The organism is Streptomyces sp. NBC_00335 (assembly GCF_036127095.1).
GTDB lineage: Bacteria > Actinomycetota > Actinomycetes > Streptomycetales > Streptomycetaceae > Streptomyces.
In genome coordinates this window covers 4,032,916-4,049,432 of the sequence record NZ_CP108006.1, presented here as the reverse complement: position 1 = coordinate 4,049,432, position 16,517 = coordinate 4,032,916, and the positions used below count along the sequence as shown (strand labels likewise).

The 16,517-nt window shown below is 70.1% G+C and carries 14 protein-coding genes; 2 read left to right on the top strand and 12 right to left on the bottom strand.

The window, feature by feature from the left end; translation table 11 throughout:
* Window positions 1-2 precede the first annotated feature (2 nt).
* The 9 genes from OHA37_RS18080 to OHA37_RS18040 all read right to left on the bottom strand — a co-directional run bounded on the left by OHA37_RS18080 (window position 3) and on the right by OHA37_RS18040 (window position 9,113).
* Entirely contained in the window at window positions 3-503 is a 501-nt protein-coding gene (locus tag OHA37_RS18080) for a hypothetical protein (protein ID WP_266906472.1), read from the bottom strand.
* 29 nt (window positions 504-532) lie between these two features.
* Window positions 533-1,885 carry a hypothetical protein gene (locus tag OHA37_RS18075; protein ID WP_266906470.1) on the bottom strand — a complete coding sequence of 451 codons (1,353 nt, stop codon included), beginning with the start codon at window positions 1,883-1,885 and terminating at the stop codon, window positions 533-535.
* A 28-nt stretch (window positions 1,886-1,913) separates the two neighbouring features.
* Window positions 1,914-2,345 (bottom strand): hypothetical protein, encoded by a 432-nt coding sequence (locus OHA37_RS18070; RefSeq protein ID WP_266906468.1) that lies wholly within the window; start codon window positions 2,343-2,345, stop codon window positions 1,914-1,916.
* Window positions 2,346-2,751: 406 nt separating this feature from the next.
* Window positions 2,752-3,090, bottom strand: coding sequence for a MerR family transcriptional regulator (locus OHA37_RS18065; protein ID WP_266906466.1), 339 nt, complete (start codon window positions 3,088-3,090; stop codon window positions 2,752-2,754).
* A gap of 968 nt (window positions 3,091-4,058) precedes the next feature.
* Window positions 4,059-4,373 (bottom strand): SCO5918 family protein, encoded by a 315-nt coding sequence (locus tag OHA37_RS18060; protein WP_266906464.1) that lies wholly within the window; start codon window positions 4,371-4,373, stop codon window positions 4,059-4,061.
* Between the two features lie 52 nt (window positions 4,374-4,425).
* Window positions 4,426-4,854 (bottom strand): CBS domain-containing protein, encoded by a 429-nt coding sequence (locus tag OHA37_RS18055; protein ID WP_443046181.1) that lies wholly within the window; start codon window positions 4,852-4,854, stop codon window positions 4,426-4,428.
* Between the two features lie 46 nt (window positions 4,855-4,900).
* Window positions 4,901-6,433 carry a DEAD/DEAH box helicase gene (locus tag OHA37_RS18050; RefSeq protein ID WP_266906462.1) on the bottom strand — a complete coding sequence of 511 codons (1,533 nt, stop codon included), beginning with the start codon at window positions 6,431-6,433 and terminating at the stop codon, window positions 4,901-4,903.
* A 319-nt stretch (window positions 6,434-6,752) separates the two neighbouring features.
* On the bottom strand, window positions 6,753-6,956 hold the full coding sequence (locus tag OHA37_RS18045) for a cold-shock protein (RefSeq protein WP_008734853.1): 204 nt from the start codon (window positions 6,954-6,956) through the stop codon (window positions 6,753-6,755).
* Between the two features lie 636 nt (window positions 6,957-7,592).
* Window positions 7,593-9,113: a helix-turn-helix domain-containing protein gene (locus tag OHA37_RS18040; RefSeq protein ID WP_266906460.1), complete on the bottom strand. Its 1,521-nt coding sequence runs from the start codon at window positions 9,111-9,113 to the stop codon at window positions 7,593-7,595.
* 336 nt (window positions 9,114-9,449) lie between these two features.
* Here OHA37_RS18040 and OHA37_RS18035 point away from each other — a divergent pair, with 336 nt between their 5' ends.
* Window positions 9,450-10,169 carry a DUF4232 domain-containing protein gene (locus OHA37_RS18035; RefSeq protein WP_266906458.1) on the top strand — a complete coding sequence of 240 codons (720 nt, stop codon included), beginning with the start codon at window positions 9,450-9,452 and terminating at the stop codon, window positions 10,167-10,169.
* A gap of 491 nt (window positions 10,170-10,660) precedes the next feature.
* Window positions 10,661-11,761, top strand: a complete 1,101-nt coding sequence (locus tag OHA37_RS18030; RefSeq protein ID WP_266906456.1) for a serine hydrolase domain-containing protein — start codon at window positions 10,661-10,663, stop codon at window positions 11,759-11,761.
* A 151-nt stretch (window positions 11,762-11,912) separates the two neighbouring features.
* Here the strand turns inward: OHA37_RS18030 and OHA37_RS18025 are convergent, their stop codons facing one another.
* From OHA37_RS18025 to OHA37_RS18015, 3 genes are read right to left on the bottom strand one after another with little or no spacing between them, the layout of a single operon-like run.
* Window positions 11,913-12,557 (bottom strand): response regulator, encoded by a 645-nt coding sequence (locus tag OHA37_RS18025; RefSeq protein ID WP_266594590.1) that lies wholly within the window; start codon window positions 12,555-12,557, stop codon window positions 11,913-11,915.
* A 1-nt stretch (window position 12,558) separates the two neighbouring features.
* Window positions 12,559-13,740, bottom strand: a complete 1,182-nt coding sequence (locus OHA37_RS18020) for a sensor histidine kinase (RefSeq protein ID WP_266906454.1) — start codon at window positions 13,738-13,740, stop codon at window positions 12,559-12,561.
* Between the two features lie 5 nt (window positions 13,741-13,745).
* Window positions 13,746-15,965: an MMPL family transporter gene (locus tag OHA37_RS18015; protein WP_266906452.1), complete on the bottom strand. Its 2,220-nt coding sequence runs from the start codon at window positions 15,963-15,965 to the stop codon at window positions 13,746-13,748.
* Window positions 15,966-16,517: the final 552 nt, after the last annotated feature.

Sequence of the window (16,517 nt, the reverse complement as noted above, 5' to 3'; positions counted from 1 at the left end):
CGCTATGCCCCGTCCCCGGTGTCCGGGCGAACCGTGCGCACGAACTCCTGGAAGTCCCGCAGGACTTCGTCGTGCTGGGCGGCCGTGGCGGTCAGTGCCAGCCGGATCATCGCCCGCCTGTGCGGGTCCCGGACGTCCGGGAAGGTCAGGAACACCTGCGACTGGACGAGGTCGTGTCGCACGTCGCCCACGACGGCCGAGAAGATCAGCCGCTGGGTCAGGGCGGGTGCGTCCGCGGACCCCACCTCGCGGCGATGGGCCACCACGACCGGCCGGGCGGCCTCGCGCAGGCGCTGCGCCGATTCGTCGGCGAGTTCCGCCAGGGTCGCCGAATCCCGCGGGACCTCGCCGGCGACGGTGATGTTGGCGGTGAACCCGTGGTCCGGGTGTGGATGCACCGCGGCGAAGGCCACCCCGGGGACGTCGACGCCGTCCGGGGGCGCGGCCGGGAGCCAGCCTCCCGGTAGGCGGAACTCGATCGGTATCGGCAGTGTCATGGGCATCGTGGGCCCTCCTTACGCGGGGAAGTACATCAGAACACCCAGCCGCCGACGGTGTCCTTGACCGAGCCGGCGGCATCACCGAGCGCGTCGACTCCGTCCCCGACCACGTCGCCCACCGCGTCGGCCGCGTCGCCGACGCTCTTGGCCACCTTGTCCGGGTCGACCGTGAACTCGAGACCCACGGAGCCGCCCAGGACGGGGGAGAGGCCCACCTTGCCGCCGAGCTTGTACACGCCTTCGTCGTTCTTCTCGAAGCCCCATTTGGCCTCCGCACCGGGACCGGCCCATCCCTCGGCCGTGCCGCCGAAGCCGATGCCGGCGACCTCGCCGCCCCCGGCGACGGAGGCCTTCGCCCCGGCGAACGCCTTCGCGTTGACGACGACTCCGTCCTTGCCCGCCTTGAGGCCGGCGCTCGCCTCCGCGCCGGCGAAGCCCTCGGCCCGCCCGTAGACGCCGGCGTAGGGGCCGTACTCGGCCCGCCCCTCGGCGAGCCCGCGGAGTCCCGCGGACGCCTCGGCCTTGGCGGCCAGTCCCGCGTCGGTGAAACCGAAGTTCGCGCTGGCCCGGGCGCCCCCGTAGGCGTCGGCGACCCCGGAGAGCTTCCAGTCCCCGTTGGTCGTCGACCCTTCGGCGTTGACGTGGAAGAGGTCGGCGGCGGCCTTGACCGAGCCCTCCTTGCCGTACTTGGGGCCGGTCACCTTGAACTCGGCGCCGGGGCCCTTCGCCGAGGCGCTGCCCTCGGAGGTCCATCCATCGGTCTTCGTCGCGGCCCCGTCCGCCTTCGGTGCCCCGGCCTTCGCCAGGTCCCCCTCGGGGTGGGCGTTGAACCCGTTGAAGGTGGCGTCATCGCCCCCGCCGAAGGCGTCCCTGTTGCTGTCGACAACGGCGGCGCTCAAGGCGGTCCTGACGCTCTGGTCGGCCTCGGAGACGGCCTTCACGCGGTCGTCGATGTGCTGCTGCCATGCCGCGACGGAGGCGCGGATGATGCTCTGACCGTCGGGATCGTGGTGGTACGCGCTGCGCTCGGCGGGCGTGAGCTTGGAGTAGTCGAAGCCGATGCGCCCCTGCTCGGACACGGTCATGCCGGCGGCCATCGCGTCGTCGCGGGCGCTCTCCAGCTTCTGCCTGAGATCGGTGAACTTCTCGTGGGCGTCGCGCAGCAGGCTCGCGATCGCCTTGGCCTGGCTCTGGGCCGCGGAGTACTCGTACCGGGTGGCCGCGAACTTCGTCCGGGCGGCGCCGGCGCTCACGCCGGCCCAGCCGGGGCCCATGGTGATCTTCTGTACGGTGTCGCCGTAGCGGATCTCCACCTTGCCCAACTCGCCCGCCATCGCCTCCCACTTGGAGGCGGCCGCCGTCAGCAGGCCCAGGTCCATGGTCATGACTTCGTGGTAGGTCGGCACCGCAGCCCTACAGGTTGTTCAGTTTGGACTGGGACAGAAGCTGGTCACCCACGCCGGTGTCATTGCGTACGAAGAGGCCCGAAGTTCCGCGCAGCGCGTTCTTCTCCGCTGCCAGGCGGCCCATCAGGGCTCGCACTTGCTGGTCCCACGTGTCCGCGACCGTCTTCAGCCCGGCGGCGGTCTCCCAGCCGCCGAAGCCCTTGTGCGCCGAGCTGGTGGAGTCATCCGCGTGCTCCGCGGCCTTCTTCGTGCTGGGCTCCAGCTCGTTCTCGATGGTGCCGGCCGCCGCCTTCTTCTCCGCCGGCGTCGAAGCGAAGTCCGCTTTCCCGCCGCCCGGTCCGGACGGCTCGGGCGGGATGCCGTTCACCTGCGTACGCACCTGCTGGTCCGCGCCGCCCGCAGGTGCACGCCCCCACTCCTGAGCAGAATCCGCGGCCATGGTGCCCCCCGTGTCGGCAGATTGTGATCATAGGACGAGTGCCGTCCGACTCTGCAACCCCCCTCGTGCCGAAGGGAATTGGGGACACAGACTGTCCACCCTCCCTCCACCCCAACTCCCCATGGGAGCCACGGATGGGGGCAGGGGCGCCCCGGTCCCTCGATCGGTCCCAGGCAACGACGAAGCCCCAGGTCGTTGACCCGGGGCTTCATGGAAGAGCGGAGGGCGGGAATCGAACCCGCGCTACGGGCTTGGGGATCGGATCACGTCGTGCACGGGGCCGTCGGGCAGGTGCCGGCTCGCCCGGATCCTCGCTGCGGCCCGTTCCGGGGTGTGCTCGTCGGCCAGGCGGTGAGCTCGGGGTCACGATGACGGTCACGCGCTCCGCCCGGCACGGTACGCACCCTCAGGCCGAGGTCGGTGGGGTGGGTGTTTCGTTGGCGCGGCGGTATTCGGCGTTGATGCGTTGGGCTTCTTCGAGTTGGTCTTCGAGGATGATGATGCGGCAGGCGGCGTCGATCGGGGTGCCTTGGTCGACGAGCTCGCGGGCGCGGGCGGCGATGCGCAGCTGGTAGCGGGAGTAGCGCCGGTGGCCGCCGTCCGAGCGGAGCGGGGTGATGAGGCGGGCCTCGCCCAGGGCGCGGAGGAAGCCTTGGGTGGTGCCGAGCATCGCTGCGGCCCTGCCCATGGTGTAGGCGGGGTAGTCGTCGTCGTCGAGACGGCCGAACGAGTCACCTGCTGTCATTGAACCTCTTTCTGGAACGCGTGGAGGGGCCCTGGTGCCTATGGCACCAGGGCCCCGAAGGAACTACTACACCATCTGCCGGCCCTGATACTGCGCCGGCCCTCTGTGTCCGCAGACCCGACTCATACGTGAGCGGGGTGCGGGGATCGCGGTTGCTTGACCGGAGACCACCTCACTATCGATGTCCTGCGGTACCCGGGCTCCAACCTGCCGGCCCGGGCGATCCTGATGGCGCTCAGCTCCTCCGTTCTTCCCTCAGTGATCAACTACTTGTCCAACGGGTACTGCGTCATGCTGGTAATGCCTACTGCTGGAACTGCTGGAACTGCTCATGCTGCTTGTACCGCGCGTGGCCCGACCTGGCGCCACGTTCCGGCAGCCAGCCCCGTCGCCCATCCTGCATCTGCTCTGGCTTGGAACCCCACTGCCGAACCTCCCGGTGCGCGCGCCCGCAGCCGACGCCTTCACCGAGGTGCTGCTCACTGACTTCACTGCTGGGTACCGCTCGTGGTGGCCCCTGATCACTGCGGGCCACCCGGTCCAGTCGTCAGTACCGTCGCCGTCCTGCACCAGCCCTGGCTTCGGAACTCCACCACCGCACCGTCCTGCGTACTGCACCTACGGGTACTGCGTACTGCTGCCCGGCAGTTCGTCTCTGCCCGGCCCTGCGGTCTCTCTGTGCTACGAGAGAAACCATAACCACGTCACCGCCCAATGTCTACTCCGGCCAGGATAGATTTTTGAATGCATGTCGGTGAGGTAATCGGGTCCCGTCGGATCGAACAATCGTGGGTCAGGGCGCAACGGCCGCTCAGGCCGAGGGCAGGCCGTGGGCGGGGACGGCGGCGAGTGCGATGTACCGCGGTTCACCCGTCTGCGCTTCCCTCCGGGTACGCGAAAGGGCCCGAGCGGCATGTGCCGGTCGGGCCCTCTTCACTGGTCGGATGGCGGCAGGCGCCGGGCACCCGTCAGGCGGTCACGGGGGTGCCGAGCATCGCGGAGGCCCGCTGCAGGGGGCTGAGCATGCGCGGGGCCACGGCGGGTCGGGGAAGGCTGCCGCGGCAGGTGAAGCCGAGCTGGGTCATGGCCCGGAGGACCTCGCCGACGCTGAAGTCGCGGCGGTCCTGGCGGGTGATGACCTGGCCGACCTGCTTGACGGGGTAGATCCGGCGGCCGATGATCACGGACTCCCCGAGGATCTCCTCGGGCTTGATGCCCTTCATCGACTCCAGGACACCGCTCTTGGTCAGGTCGAACGGGAAGCGGGCGATGACACAGCGCATGTTGCCTCACAGGGTGAAGAGGGGAACGGTCCGACCACGGCGAGCTGGTGGTTCAGCGGGCGAGGGCGAGGACGCCCAGAGCGCTGCCTTGCTCGTCGACGACGGGCAGAGCGGTGAGCCTGCGGTAGTGCATCGCGTGCTCGGCCTCGGTGACCGTGGTCATGGGCGAGGTGAACGGCCCGCGTTCGCCGAGGACATCGCGCAAACGGAGCCGGTCCGTGTACGCCGCGCTCTCGCGGACGTCGGCGAGCCGGGCCTGGGTGACCAGCCCCGTACACAGGCCGTCCTCGTCACAGACGAGCAGACGATCCGTGCGGGAGCCGGCCATGACGGCCAGGGCCACTTCGACGGTCATGTCGTCACAGACCTGCGGACCGGCCGCTTCCATGGCGCCGTCCACCGTCCGCAGGACGAGGTCGGCATGAGCGTCGGCATGAGCATCGGCCTGCGCCGGGCGGGGCTGCATCTGGACCAGCGTCAAAAGGTGCCTCCTGCAGAGGTGGGTCAGTGTCCTGATCACGTGGTGCTCAGGCCGCCGCGTCGAAGGAGTTCTGCCGTGCGCTCGCGCGCCGGGCGGCTGAAGCGGGCCCGCGGCGGCCACGGGAGGCCGTGCTGCGCTTGGGCCGCTCGGAGACCGGGGCGGTGATGGTGACCGGGATGCCGGAGGGCGCCTGCGCGCCGGTGATGCGGTTCAGGGCCTCGTCGCCCGAGTGGACCTGGGTGGTCTGCGGGGTGATGCCCGCGGCCTGCATGAGGCGTGCCATCTCGCGGCGCTGGTTGGGGGTGACCAGGGTGACGACGCTGCCGGACTCGCCGGCGCGGGCGGTACGGCCGCCGCGGTGCAGGTAGTCCTTGGGGTCGGTCGGCGGGTCGACGTTGACGACCAGGTCCAGGTTGTCGACGTGGATGCCGCGCGCCGCCACGTTCGTCGCGACCAGCACGGTGACGTGTCCGGTCTTGAACTGGGCGAGCGTACGGGTCCGCTGCGGCTGGGACTTCCCGCCGTGCAGGGCCGCGGCGCGGACCCCGTTGTCGAGGAGGTCCTGGGTGAGGCGGTCCACGGCGTGCTTGGTGTCCAGGAACATGATCACGCGACCCTCGCGGGCGGCGATCTCCGTGGTCGTCCGCTGCTTGTCGGCGCCCTGGACGTGCAGGACGTGGTGCTCCATCGTGGTCACCGCGCCCTGTGAGGGATCGACGGAGTGCACGACCGGGTCGGTCAGGTAGCGGCGCACGAGCAGGTCGACGTTGCGGTCGAGGGTGGCGGAGAAGAGCATCCGCTGGCCCTCGGGACGCACCTGGTCGAGCAGCGCGGTGACCTGGGGCATGAAGCCCATGTCGGCCATCTGATCGGCCTCGTCGAGGACGGTGATGGCGACCTGGTTCAGGCGGCAGTCACCCCGGTCGATGAGGTCCTTCAGCCGGCCCGGGGTCGCGACGACCACTTCGGCCCCGGCGCGCAGCGCCTGGGCCTGCCGGTAGATGGGCATGCCGCCGACCACGGTGGCCAGGCGCAGCTTGACCGCCCGGGCGTAGGGCGTGAGCGCGGCCGTGACCTGCTGCGCGAGCTCACGGGTGGGTACGAGGACCAGCGCGAGCGGCTGGCCCGACTCGGCGCTCTGACCGGCCGTACGGGCCAGCAGCGCCAGGCCGAAGGCCAGGGTCTTGCCGGAGCCGGTGCGGCCGCGGCCGAGCACGTCACGGCCCGCGAGAGTGTTGGGCAGCGTGGCCGCCTGGATCGGGAACGGCGTGACCATGCCCTCACGGCCGAGCGTGGCGAGCAGCTGGGCCGGCATGGCGAGGTCGGCGAAGGCCTCGACGGCGGGCAGTGCGGGGGTGATCGTCTTCGGCGGCGCGAACTCGCCCTGGATCGCGGCGGGCCGACGGCCGAATCCGCCCGAGCGGCTCGGACCTTCGGAACGGCTCGGACCTCCGGAACGGCTCGGGGTCGACGAGCCGAAGCGGCTGCCCCGGCCGGAACCGGAGCCGGCGGCGAATGCGGGGCCGCCGGTGCGGCTGCGGGTGCGGGCGGAGCGGTCGTTCGTACGTGTGGGATTCATGCGGAACCTTCCTTGATGCGGCGCGTATCAAGGAATTCCCGCAGCGTAAGAGCGGCGCAGGGAATTGCGAGAACGGGCCGAATGTGATGCGAAAGCGGATCTGGCGGACAGGAAATCTGTACGGGCTCAGGCGCTGAAATAAGGTGGCGTCATATGGACGCGACAACCAAAGAAATCGACTCGGGTGCGGCTCCGAGAGGGCCTGTCGTCCGAGTCTCTCCATGCTCAATACCGCGGGTGAACACACCGCGGGAAATGCGTGCAGCTGGGGCCCGCACCCCGAGGGATGCGGGCCCCAGCTGCAGAATGCGTGTCAGCGTCAGGCGGGAACGATGTTCTCGGCCGTCGGGCCCTTCTGGCCCTGCGCGATGTCGAAGGTGACCTTCTGGCCCTCGTTCAGCTCGCGGAAGCCCTGGGCGGCGATGTTCGAGTAGTGGGCGAACACGTCAGCGCCGCCACCGTCCTGCTCGATGAAGCCGAAACCCTTTTCCGCGTTGAACCACTTAACGGTACCAGCAGCCATGTCATATCTCCTTTGGGGCAATACACCAGCGTCCACACTGTGCGGACACCGTGTCGCCGCGATGATGCCCCACCGGTAAATGACCGGGAAATACAAAGCGCTTCCAGTGGAATGAATTCCGGCGGAGGCGCTTGAAGTTCTTGGGTACCAAAACTGCAACCGAGATCGACAGTAGCACGCTGCAGCGGCTTGTGTGCGCTGAATAATTCCGGCCGCCGTGTTGCGGTAGAAACTCTCCCCGCGGGATCCGTCAAATTCTTAGGCGGCGGCAACAGATATTGATTCACCCCGACCACAGCGTTTTTGCTGGGGCGCCGAGCGCGCTCCGCGTGAGCAAGCCGCCCGGGCCGGTCCGGGCGGGCGCGCGTGCCTCAGGTCATACGCGTCGGCCCGATCGCTCCGCCTTCCACTGCTGGTCGGCGGCCCCGTGGCGGGCCCGCTGTTCCTCGGTACGGACGTCGTCCAGGGACTCACGCGTCCCACCGCGTCATGTGGGGCCCTTCGGCCGCCGGCTGTGGCCGCCCGCGATGACGTGAGGACGCGAGGACGCGAGGACGTCCGAAGGTCCGAAGGTCCGTGACCTGGTCGCCGCCGTGGCCGGCAACGGACGGCGATCGACCGGGTGCGACGGGTCTTTCATCCCGTGTCCGGCAGCCAGGCGTTGTTGTTCTCGTTGTACCAGTAGCTGTGGCCGGCCTTCAGGGCGACCGTGCGGAACGGGCGGCCGTGGTCGTCGATGCGGGTGGTGCCCTGGCGGTCGCCACTGCTCCAGGCCAGCTCCAGGTACCAGCTGACGTCCTGACCGAGTGTGGCGGCGTCGATGTTCAGCACCTGGGGGTCGGTGGCCGAGACCTTGTACGGGAAGTCGGTCGAGGCCGTCGGCCGCTCGCCCTCCTTGCCGGGTACGGGCCTGGCCCTCGGGGAGGCGTCGTCCAGGTCCACGGCGAAGGACGCCGGCACCAGCGCGCCGCCGCAGCCGGAGCCCATGGTGTACGCGTTCCAGCCGGGAGCCTTGCGGCCGCTCACGACATGGACGTACAGCGCGTGCAGGACCGCGGCCTTGCCCTCGGTGCCCTGGACGGTCAGCTGCATGCGCAGGTGCCCCGCCGGGACGGCTTGCAGGGCCCGGGCCCACCCTTCGGTCGCCTGCCCGGCGGGGGGCGGGGGGACCGAGGCGGGTTCCTTGTCCAGGGCGAACCACTGGTCGCAGGGGCTGTCCCAGTTGTCGGGCAGGACGTTGACCGTGAACGGGGCGGTGGGGGAGGCCCCCTCCTTGGCGGTGGCCTGCGAGCTGGACGCTGCCGAGGGGGACGCGGACGTTGCCGAGGGGGACGACGGTGGTCCGGGGCTGGTCGGGGGTGCGGATTCGGCTGCGGGCACGGGTGACGACGACCCGCCGGACGGCAAGGCCTGGCCCGCCGCCGCCCGCTCGCGTGAGGACTGCTGGGCGGCGCCGCGCCGCGTGTCCCCGTGACCCGTATCTCCCATGGAGGAGACGGCGGCGGCGGCCCCCGCCACCGCGGCGGTGGCCACGGCGGCCGCAACGGCGAGCAGCAGCCGAGGACGCCGGGCCCCCGGTACGGAGGCCCGGCCGGGGCCCGGCTGGACAAGGGCGGCGGGTGTGTGTGCGGGTGCCTCCGCCGCCGGTGCAGGGGCGGGGTCCTCCGCCGGTGCCGGTGCCGGCGCCGGTGCCAGCGCGGGAGCGGGAGCGGGGGTAGGCGCCGGAGCGGACCCGGTCGCGGACGCCGGGGCCGATGCGGGGTCGGTCTCCGCCTGCGGCCGGACCTCCGAAGCCTCCCCAGCCACCACCACCGCCGATGCGGGTGGCACCTCCGCCGCGGCGCCGCCGCCCCGCGGCGCCGCGGAGTTCGCCGCACCCGATCCCGAGGTCTGCCCCTCCGCCACCCCCCGCCGCCGCTCCACCAGAGCCAGCAGCCACTGCCGGTGCAGCGCCACCAGTTCGTCGGCCGAGGCACCGCAGACGCGGGCGAACCGCTCCACCGGGGCGTACTCCGTGGGCACCGCCGCGCCGCTGCAATAGCGGTGCAGCGTCGAGTTGCTGGAGTGCAGACGCTTCGCGAGCGTGCCGTAGCTGCGCCCCGAGCGCTCCTTGAATCCGCGCATCAGCTCCGCGAACCGCTCCGTCTCCGTGGCCATTCCACCCTCCCCCTCATCCCGGAAGCCCGTTCCAGGCTCACCCGATCGCCCAGGTGAGAGGGGTCGGGAGCGTTACAGGGTTCCTACTATCCCGGTCCGGACGCCACTGGGACGAAGCCGCCCCCACAGTTGCGTCATCAGCCCGTCGGTCCGCCGATCGGATCGACGGTCGGATTCGGCGGTCGTAAGGGGGGCCCCACACGCCCCACCCGCCCCACCGACAACCCTCGGCCGCCTGCGGCAGCAGGCGACCGGAACAGCAGCCCCACCCAACGTCTCGTCAGGCAGGAAGCGAAAGCCTCCGTCTGACGACCGCACCGACACGGAGATTTCCCCATGCGTACCTACCGACTCCGCACCACCGCCCTGGCCGCCGCCACCGCCGGCCTCGCTCTGGCCCTGACCGCCTGCGGTGGCTCGGACAGCGCCGGCGGGCCGACGGTGAACCCCTCCGCGACCAAGAGCGCGGACAAGCCGGTCTCGACCGGGACCGTGACGCCGTCCGGGGAGGGCGCCTCCGCCGCCCCGTCCGACGGCAAGGCCACCGGAACCGGCACGGCCACCGCCACCCCGGCGAAGGCCGGTTCGGGCGCCAAGAACACGGGGAACACCACCGGTGACTCCTACGCCTACACCCACCCCTGCTCGGCGCGAAACCTGACCGTCAAGGTCACTTCCCCGGCGGGCGCTCCGGCCACCGTCCGCATCATCACCGTGACCAACAACGGTTCCACCTCCTGCGGTCTGGACTACTTCCCCACCGTCGGCTTCAGCGCCAAGGGCCGCGCGCTCGGTCTCCAGGCCGCTGCCCCCGGTGGACTGGGCGGCGCCCCGGCGTACCCGGTGCACCCCGGCGCCACCGCGTACGCGGCCGTGAACCTCAACCCGTCGGGTGGCAACGGCCCCGTGGCCGACGAGGTCAACGTCCTGGCCGACAAGGAGCACATGCCGAACGCGGACGGCGTCAGCCTCCAGCTGGCCAAGCCGGGCAGCGTCGCCAACCCGAAGGTCGGCCTGTACCGCACCAACACCCGCGACGCGCTGAGCGCCTTCTGAACGGCACACAACTGCCTCGACGACCTCAGGGCAATCCGAGACGAGCTCCGACCCAGCGGGGGCCGCGTGCGGATCTCACCACGACGCCGCCCGGCCGCACCCTGGACGTGCCGGGCGGCCGGCAGGCCGCACGGCAATAGGTCTAGATGACGACGAAGCCCCAGGTCGTTGACGTGGGGCTTCGCAGAAGAGCGGATGACGGGAATCGAACCCGCGCCATAAGCTGTGCTTGAGGGGCATGCCTCTCACGCTGGTGCCCCACGGTCGGCATGACCGGTCCCGAACGCCTGCCCTTGTCCAGGCCGTTGGGTATGCGGCAGCCGGTCAGGCCGGCGGATGAACTGACCTGGCAAGCCGCGATGTGTCAAGGGGGGTGGCCGCCCGCCCGTTCGGGGGTTGGGCGCAATGATCTTGTGTCAGCGTCCTGGCAGAGTCGTCGTCAAGCCACTGAACGGCCCTTACGGGCCGGGCCACGACCAGGGGGAAGACACATGTACCGCAAGCGCATCGCCACCGCAGTTCTGCTCGCCGCAACGACCATCGGGGCGTTCGTTCCCGCGGCGGCGGCTCGGCCGCTCGACCCGGTACAGCACCAGTTGGATCTGCTCGTCGACGCCGACGAGGTCCCGGGTGCCCTGGCGTACGACGGTAGGACGACGCGTACCGCCGGTGTCGCGGACCTGGAGTCGGGCCGGCCCATGGTCGATGAGCGGGGGCGGATCCGGGTGGCCAGCAACACCAAGGCGTTCACCGCGGCAGCGGTGATGCGCCTGGTGGCGGACGGGCGGATACGGCTGGACGACCGCGCCGGCCGATACGTGCCACAGCTCTCCGAGCACACGATCACGATCAGGCAGTTGCTCAAGCAGACCAGTGGGCTGCCGGAGTACGCCACGCTGGTCGACTGGACCCGGCCCGGTACGCCCGAGGACTATCTGGCCCTCGCGCTCAAGGAGAAGCCCGGCTTCGAGCCCGGCACCGGCTGGGGCTACTCCAACACCAACTACCTCGCGCTCGGCATGGTGATCGACAAGGCGTCGGGGGTCGGATTCCGCACGTACATCGAGCGCACGATCCTGCGCCCGCTGCACCTGGACGACACGTACTGGCCTACGCCCGGAGAGCTGTCCCTGCGCGGACCGCACGCCCGCAACTACGGCATCCACCCGGCCGCCCCGGAGGCCGGCCGGGTGGATCTGACCGAGCTTCCCGGGTACGAGTTCGGCGCATCCGGTGGCCTCGTCTCCACGCCCAAGGACCTCAACGCCTTCTGGAACGGGCTGTTCGGCGGCCGCCTCCTGCCCGCCTGGGCGGTGCGCCAGATGACCCACGACACCACCGCAGTTGGTGGGCGCGACGTCTACCCGGCGGGCAGCCGCTACGGCTACGGCATCGCCTCGATCCCCCTCAGCTGCGGCGGTTCCTACTGGGGCCACGGCGGCGACCTGCCCGGCAACTCCGTGGGCGGAGGCCGCGCCACGGCAGGCCGCGGCACCGTGACCGTCTACACCACGACCTGGGCGGCCGAAGGCGAAAGCCTGCGCCACCTCCAAGGGGCGGTGGACGCGGCCCTGTGCGCCAAGCAGCGCTAGCCGCCCGGCGCACCGGCTTGTGGTCACGATCCCCCCTCGACGCCGTCATCAGCCGGTCATCAGGCGGTGACGGTCCGCAGGGATGCGGCCGGGAGCCGACGCCTGCGGCCGTAACCACTGCGCAAGCGGCTCAGGTCGAGCCGCAGGCGGGCTAACGCCGGTCCAGTAGACCCCCCTGCAGGGCCAGTACGACCGCGCGCGTGCGGTCGCTGACGTTCAGCTTGGCGAAGATCCGGAGCAGATGTGTCTTCACCGTGGCCTCGGAGATGACCAAGCGCTTGCCGATCTCCGGATTGGACAGGCCGTCCGCGACAGCACTCAGCACGTCCACCTCGCGCGCGGTGAGCGTCACCGGCGAGGGCTGCCGCATCTTGGCCACCAGACGCTGCGCGACGCGTGGGGCCAGGACGGTCTCGCCCCGGGACGCTGAGTGGATGGCCTCGACGAGCTGCTCGCGGGTGGCGTCCTTGAGGAGGTAGCCGGTCGCGCCCGCCTCTACTGCATGCTCGATCTCGGTGTCGGTGTCGTAGGTGGTCAGGATCAGCACGCGAGTCCCCGGACGGCCCGCGACGATCTCGGCGGTGGCACCCACCCCGTCGAGCACCGGCATCCGCAGATCCAGCAGCGCCAGGTCGGGCTGCAGCCGGTCGACCAGCTCGACCGCCTCCCGGCCGTCGCTTGCTTCGCCGACGATGTCGATGGTGGGCTCGGAGGCCAGCAGCGCAACCAGGCCGGCGCGCATCACCGCGTGGTCGTCGGCCAGGATGATGCGGAGCGCGTCTGCCGATGTAGTCATGTCACACCTGACCGTTCGTGGGAATCATGGCGAGGATGCGGGTGCCATCTCCAACCGAGCTGGTGACGGTGAGTTCGCCGCCGAGTTCGGCGAGGCGTTTGCGCATGCCGTTGAGTCCGAAGCCTCGGGACTCCTCGACCACGAAACCCCGGCCGTCGTCGATGATTTCCAGCTCGATGCCGAACGGCTGCCGTGCCAGGACGATGTCCACGGCGGAGGCTGCCGCGTGCTTGCGGATGTTGGCGAGGGACTCCTGAGTGCAGCGGAGCAGCGCGATCCGAGTCGGTTGGTCGCACTCGATGTCCGGCAGGTCTGCGGTGACGGTGACCCCGGTGTCCTCGGTGAACCGGTCCAGTGTCCGCCGCAGGGTTCTGGCCGCCGAGCCGGGAGCCACGCCGCTCTGGGGGGCCGAGCCGACGAGGACGCGGGCCTCGGCGAGGTTGTCGCGGGCGGTCTGCTCGATGGATTGCAACTGCTGCGCGCTCCTCTCCGCATCGGTTTCGAGGCCGGAGCGGGCCGCCTCCGCCAGCGCGATGATGGAGGCGAAGCCCTGGGCGAGGGTGTCGTGGATCTCCCGTGCGAGGCGCTCGCGCTCCTCTGCGGCGCCCTGGAGCCGGTGTGCCTCGGCCAGGCTGAGCTGGGTGCTTTTCAACTCAGTGCGCAGCTGGGCGCGTTCGTCGCGCAGTTCAAGGGCCCGGGGCGTCAGTACGGCGATCAGGACGCTCACCGCGTAGACAGCGAACGAAGAGATGGCGTTGGTGGTGAGGACCTCGGCGTTCAGGCCCTCCCGCAGGCTGCCGCCGACCGTGATGGCCACGGCACCGAGCCCGCTGCAGACGATCGAGGACCGCAGACTGTTAGCGAAGATGACGAACTGTGGGAGCGCCAGCGTGTACAGCACCCCGAAGCCGTCGCGGAGGTAGGCGAGTCCGCCCAGGACGGGGACCAGTAAGGCCAGATAGGCGTACGCGCCGAGCACCGGATTGCCGGGGCGTCTGCGTACGAGCCCGTAACAGATGCCGAGAAGTGCCAGCAGCCCCAGCGACCCGTAACCGGTCGGGCGGGGGGTGTCCCCCACGATGGTGATCACGGCCAGCAGGCCAATGATCACCCAGGACATGACGTCCCACCAGTGGAGCATCCATATCCAGAACGGGTCCCCGCGCTGCGGACGTTGAAGCATGATCGTCAGACTACGTTCTCGAATGGACGGGGAGCCGTGGTGGTGATCAGCGCCGTAGGGGACGACCGGGTCGGCCGGAGCGGCCACCATGCCCGCTCGCCGAGAAGGAGCAGGAGAGACGGCAGGACCATGAGCCGGATGACCACGGCGTCCAGCAGTACGGCCACCGCCAGACAGAAGCCCATCTGCTTCATCTCGGTGAGGTGCAGGGCGACGAAGGCGCCGAACACCGTCACCATCACGATCGCCGCGCTGGTCACCACCTTGGCCGACCGGGTGATGCCGTCCAACACTGCCTCGCGGGCTGACATTCCGTTGTGCATGGCCTCTTGGATCCGGCTGACCACGAATACCTGGTAGTCCATCGACAGACCGAAGAGAATCACGAGGAGGAACAGGGGCACCCGGGACGCGATCGCGCCGAGGGAGTCGAAGGCCAGCAGGTCCTCCGCCCACGTCCCCTGGAAGAACACGACCAGCAGGCCGAGCGAGGCCCCGGCGGACAGCAGATTGAGCACGACGCCGATCAGACCGATGACCACCGAGCGGAACGCCCACACGGTCATCGCGAAGGTGACCAGCAGCAGGAGCCCGATGACCAGCGGGAGCTTGCTCTTCTCGTGATGCACGTAGTCGCGGCCCCGGGCCACGTCACCGCTCACCCCCGTCTCCACGCCGGACAGCATGCCGACCGTGGCGGGCACATGGTCCTTACGGAGATGCCCGAGCGACTCGGTCGCTTCGGCGGAGGGCGCGGGATACGGGACGGCCAGCTCCAGCACACTGATCCGGCCGTCGGCCGACGTACGCACCTCCGGCTCGGCGGTCCTGGCGAACAGAGGATCGGCCTGCGCTCGCCGGCCGAGATCCGCCAGAGCCTGCCTCACCTCCGGGGCCCGGTCCGGGGTGGAGCGGGCGACGACCTCATGCTTGACCAGAAGCTCCGGAAAGGCTGCGTTCAGCCGGTCGTAGACCTGCATGGCCGGGATGTCGCGCGAGAAGGTGTCCTTGCCCGGGTCGATGAGCTTCATGCCGAGCGCGGGCGCCGCCAGGGCGAGCATGACGAGCACCGATACGCTCAGGGTGACGGCGGGACGCTTCTGCGCGGGCCGCAGCAGGGCGCCGAACACCCGGCCCGTTTCGGCCGCCGCCCGCTTCGTACGGACCGGTTTGCCGCGGCTCGCCCGGCGGGCGGCCTTGCGGGCCGAACGGTGCTCGGACCGGCGCCCGATCGTCGCGAGGAGTGCGGGAAGTACGGTCAGGGAGCTGACCACGGCGACCGCCACGACCAGGATGGTCCCCGTCGCCAGCGAGGAAAAGATGACGTCCCCGGCCAGATACAAGGTGGCGGTGGAGACGATCACGGCGAGGCCGGAGACCACGATGGACCGGCCCGCGGTCGCCGCCGCCAGCTCCACCAGGGCTTCCGAGCCGAGACGACCACCGGCACGGGCCCGTTCCTCGCGTTCACGCTTGAGGTAGAAGAGCGTGTAGTCGACTCCCACGGCCAGGCCGATGAGCAGGATCATGTTGGTCCCGACACCGGGGTCGGGGAGGCCGTGGGACGCGATCATGGACAGCCCCAGGGCGCCGGCGATCGAGGAGAGCGCGAGCAGCAGCGGCACACTGGCCATGACCACCGATCCGAAGACGAGCAGCAGGGTGATGAGCGTGACTGGCAGCGTGATGCGCTCGGAGAGCGCGAGGTCCTTCCCGCGCTGATCATTGACGCCCTTGCTGATGGAGGGGGAGCCGGTCTCCTCCACGACCAGGTCGGGGTACTCGTCGCGCACCTTCGCCGTTTGTTCGAGGAGCGGGACGACGTTCTTCTTGCCGTCCAGCTCGGGGCCCTTCAGGACCACCGAGACCCTGAGCACCTTGCCGTCCTCGGAGCGGACCGGGGCCGCGACGCTGTCCACCTCGGACAGCTTCCGCATCCGCTCGGTGAGGTCCCGTGCCGCGGAGTCGGCTGCGGCCATGTCCGGAGGTCCGGACTTGGCGTAGAAGATGATCTGCTCGGTGGGCCTGCGCTGCAGGCCCCCTTCGGCTGCCATCGCTTCGGCGCGCCCCGCCTCACCGACCCGGAAGTCCTCGACGCTGGCCTCGTTGGTGCCGACCGCGATGCCGACGCCGAGGCACAGAAAGACGAACACGAACCAGCCGGCGATCGCACGCCATGTGTGCTGGGCGCTCCAACGGGCTATCTGCACAGGGAGTTGACTCATACCGGAGATCCTGGTCGGCGGGGTGCACAGCCCGACACGCCCGGCCGGTTGAACCTGCCGTCCACCGGTCGGTGGACGGCAGGAGAGCGCTACCGCTGTCAACGTCCTTGCAACCGCCCGGTAGAAGCCCGCCGAGCAGGCCGGGAAGGAGTCAAGTGGTGCGCAAGTGGTGCGGGACTCCTGAACAGGTCTAGACAACGACGAAGCCCCAGGTCGCTGACCTGGGGCTTCGTAGAAGAGCGGATGACGGGAATCGAACCCGCGCTATAAGCTTGGGAATCTATGGCGTATGGATGCCCCGCATGGCTTCTGACCTGCGGTTTCCTACCCCTTTCGGCCTTTGGTGCGACTGCCTCTGGGTGCCGGTTCTGACCGCTGTTCGCCGCTCCAAAGGGCACGGCTGGGGCACGTGAAGCCGGTGGCCTCCTCAAGCGGGGCACGCATGGGCGGCACGCCGTCGTCCGCGACCACGAGCTGGATGGATCTGCAGGGATGCCTGCACCGGCCTGAGCGGTGACGATCGACGAAGTGGCTGTCGGCCGGCCTCACCGC

Excerpts from the sequence above, each read along its gene's own strand:
- OHA37_RS18080 (WP_266906472.1), bottom strand. The coding sequence starts at position 503 with ATGCCCATGACACTGCCGATACCGATCGAGTTCCGCCTACCGGGAGGC.
- OHA37_RS18065 (WP_266906466.1), bottom strand. The coding sequence starts at position 3,090 with ATGACAGCAGGTGACTCGTTCGGCCGTCTCGACGACGACGACTACCCC.
- OHA37_RS18075 (WP_266906470.1), bottom strand. The coding sequence starts at position 1,885 with ATGACCATGGACCTGGGCCTGCTGACGGCGGCCGCCTCCAAGTGGGAG.
- OHA37_RS18025 (WP_266594590.1), bottom strand. The coding sequence starts at position 12,557 with ATGACTACATCGGCAGACGCGCTCCGCATCATCCTGGCCGACGACCAC.
- OHA37_RS18035 (WP_266906458.1), top strand. The coding sequence starts at position 9,450 with ATGCGTACCTACCGACTCCGCACCACCGCCCTGGCCGCCGCCACCGCC.
- OHA37_RS18045 (WP_008734853.1), bottom strand. The coding sequence starts at position 6,956 with ATGGCTGCTGGTACCGTTAAGTGGTTCAACGCGGAAAAGGGTTTCGGC.
- OHA37_RS18070 (WP_266906468.1), bottom strand. The coding sequence starts at position 2,345 with ATGGCCGCGGATTCTGCTCAGGAGTGGGGGCGTGCACCTGCGGGCGGC.
- OHA37_RS18040 (WP_266906460.1), bottom strand. The coding sequence starts at position 9,113 with ATGGCCACGGAGACGGAGCGGTTCGCGGAGCTGATGCGCGGATTCAAG.
- OHA37_RS18030 (WP_266906456.1), top strand. The coding sequence starts at position 10,661 with ATGTACCGCAAGCGCATCGCCACCGCAGTTCTGCTCGCCGCAACGACC.
- OHA37_RS18050 (WP_266906462.1), bottom strand. The coding sequence starts at position 6,433 with ATGAATCCCACACGTACGAACGACCGCTCCGCCCGCACCCGCAGCCGC.
- OHA37_RS18060 (WP_266906464.1), bottom strand. The coding sequence starts at position 4,373 with ATGCGCTGTGTCATCGCCCGCTTCCCGTTCGACCTGACCAAGAGCGGT.
- OHA37_RS18020 (WP_266906454.1), bottom strand. The coding sequence starts at position 13,740 with ATGCTTCAACGTCCGCAGCGCGGGGACCCGTTCTGGATATGGATGCTC.
- OHA37_RS18015 (WP_266906452.1), bottom strand. The coding sequence starts at position 15,965 with ATGAGTCAACTCCCTGTGCAGATAGCCCGTTGGAGCGCCCAGCACACA.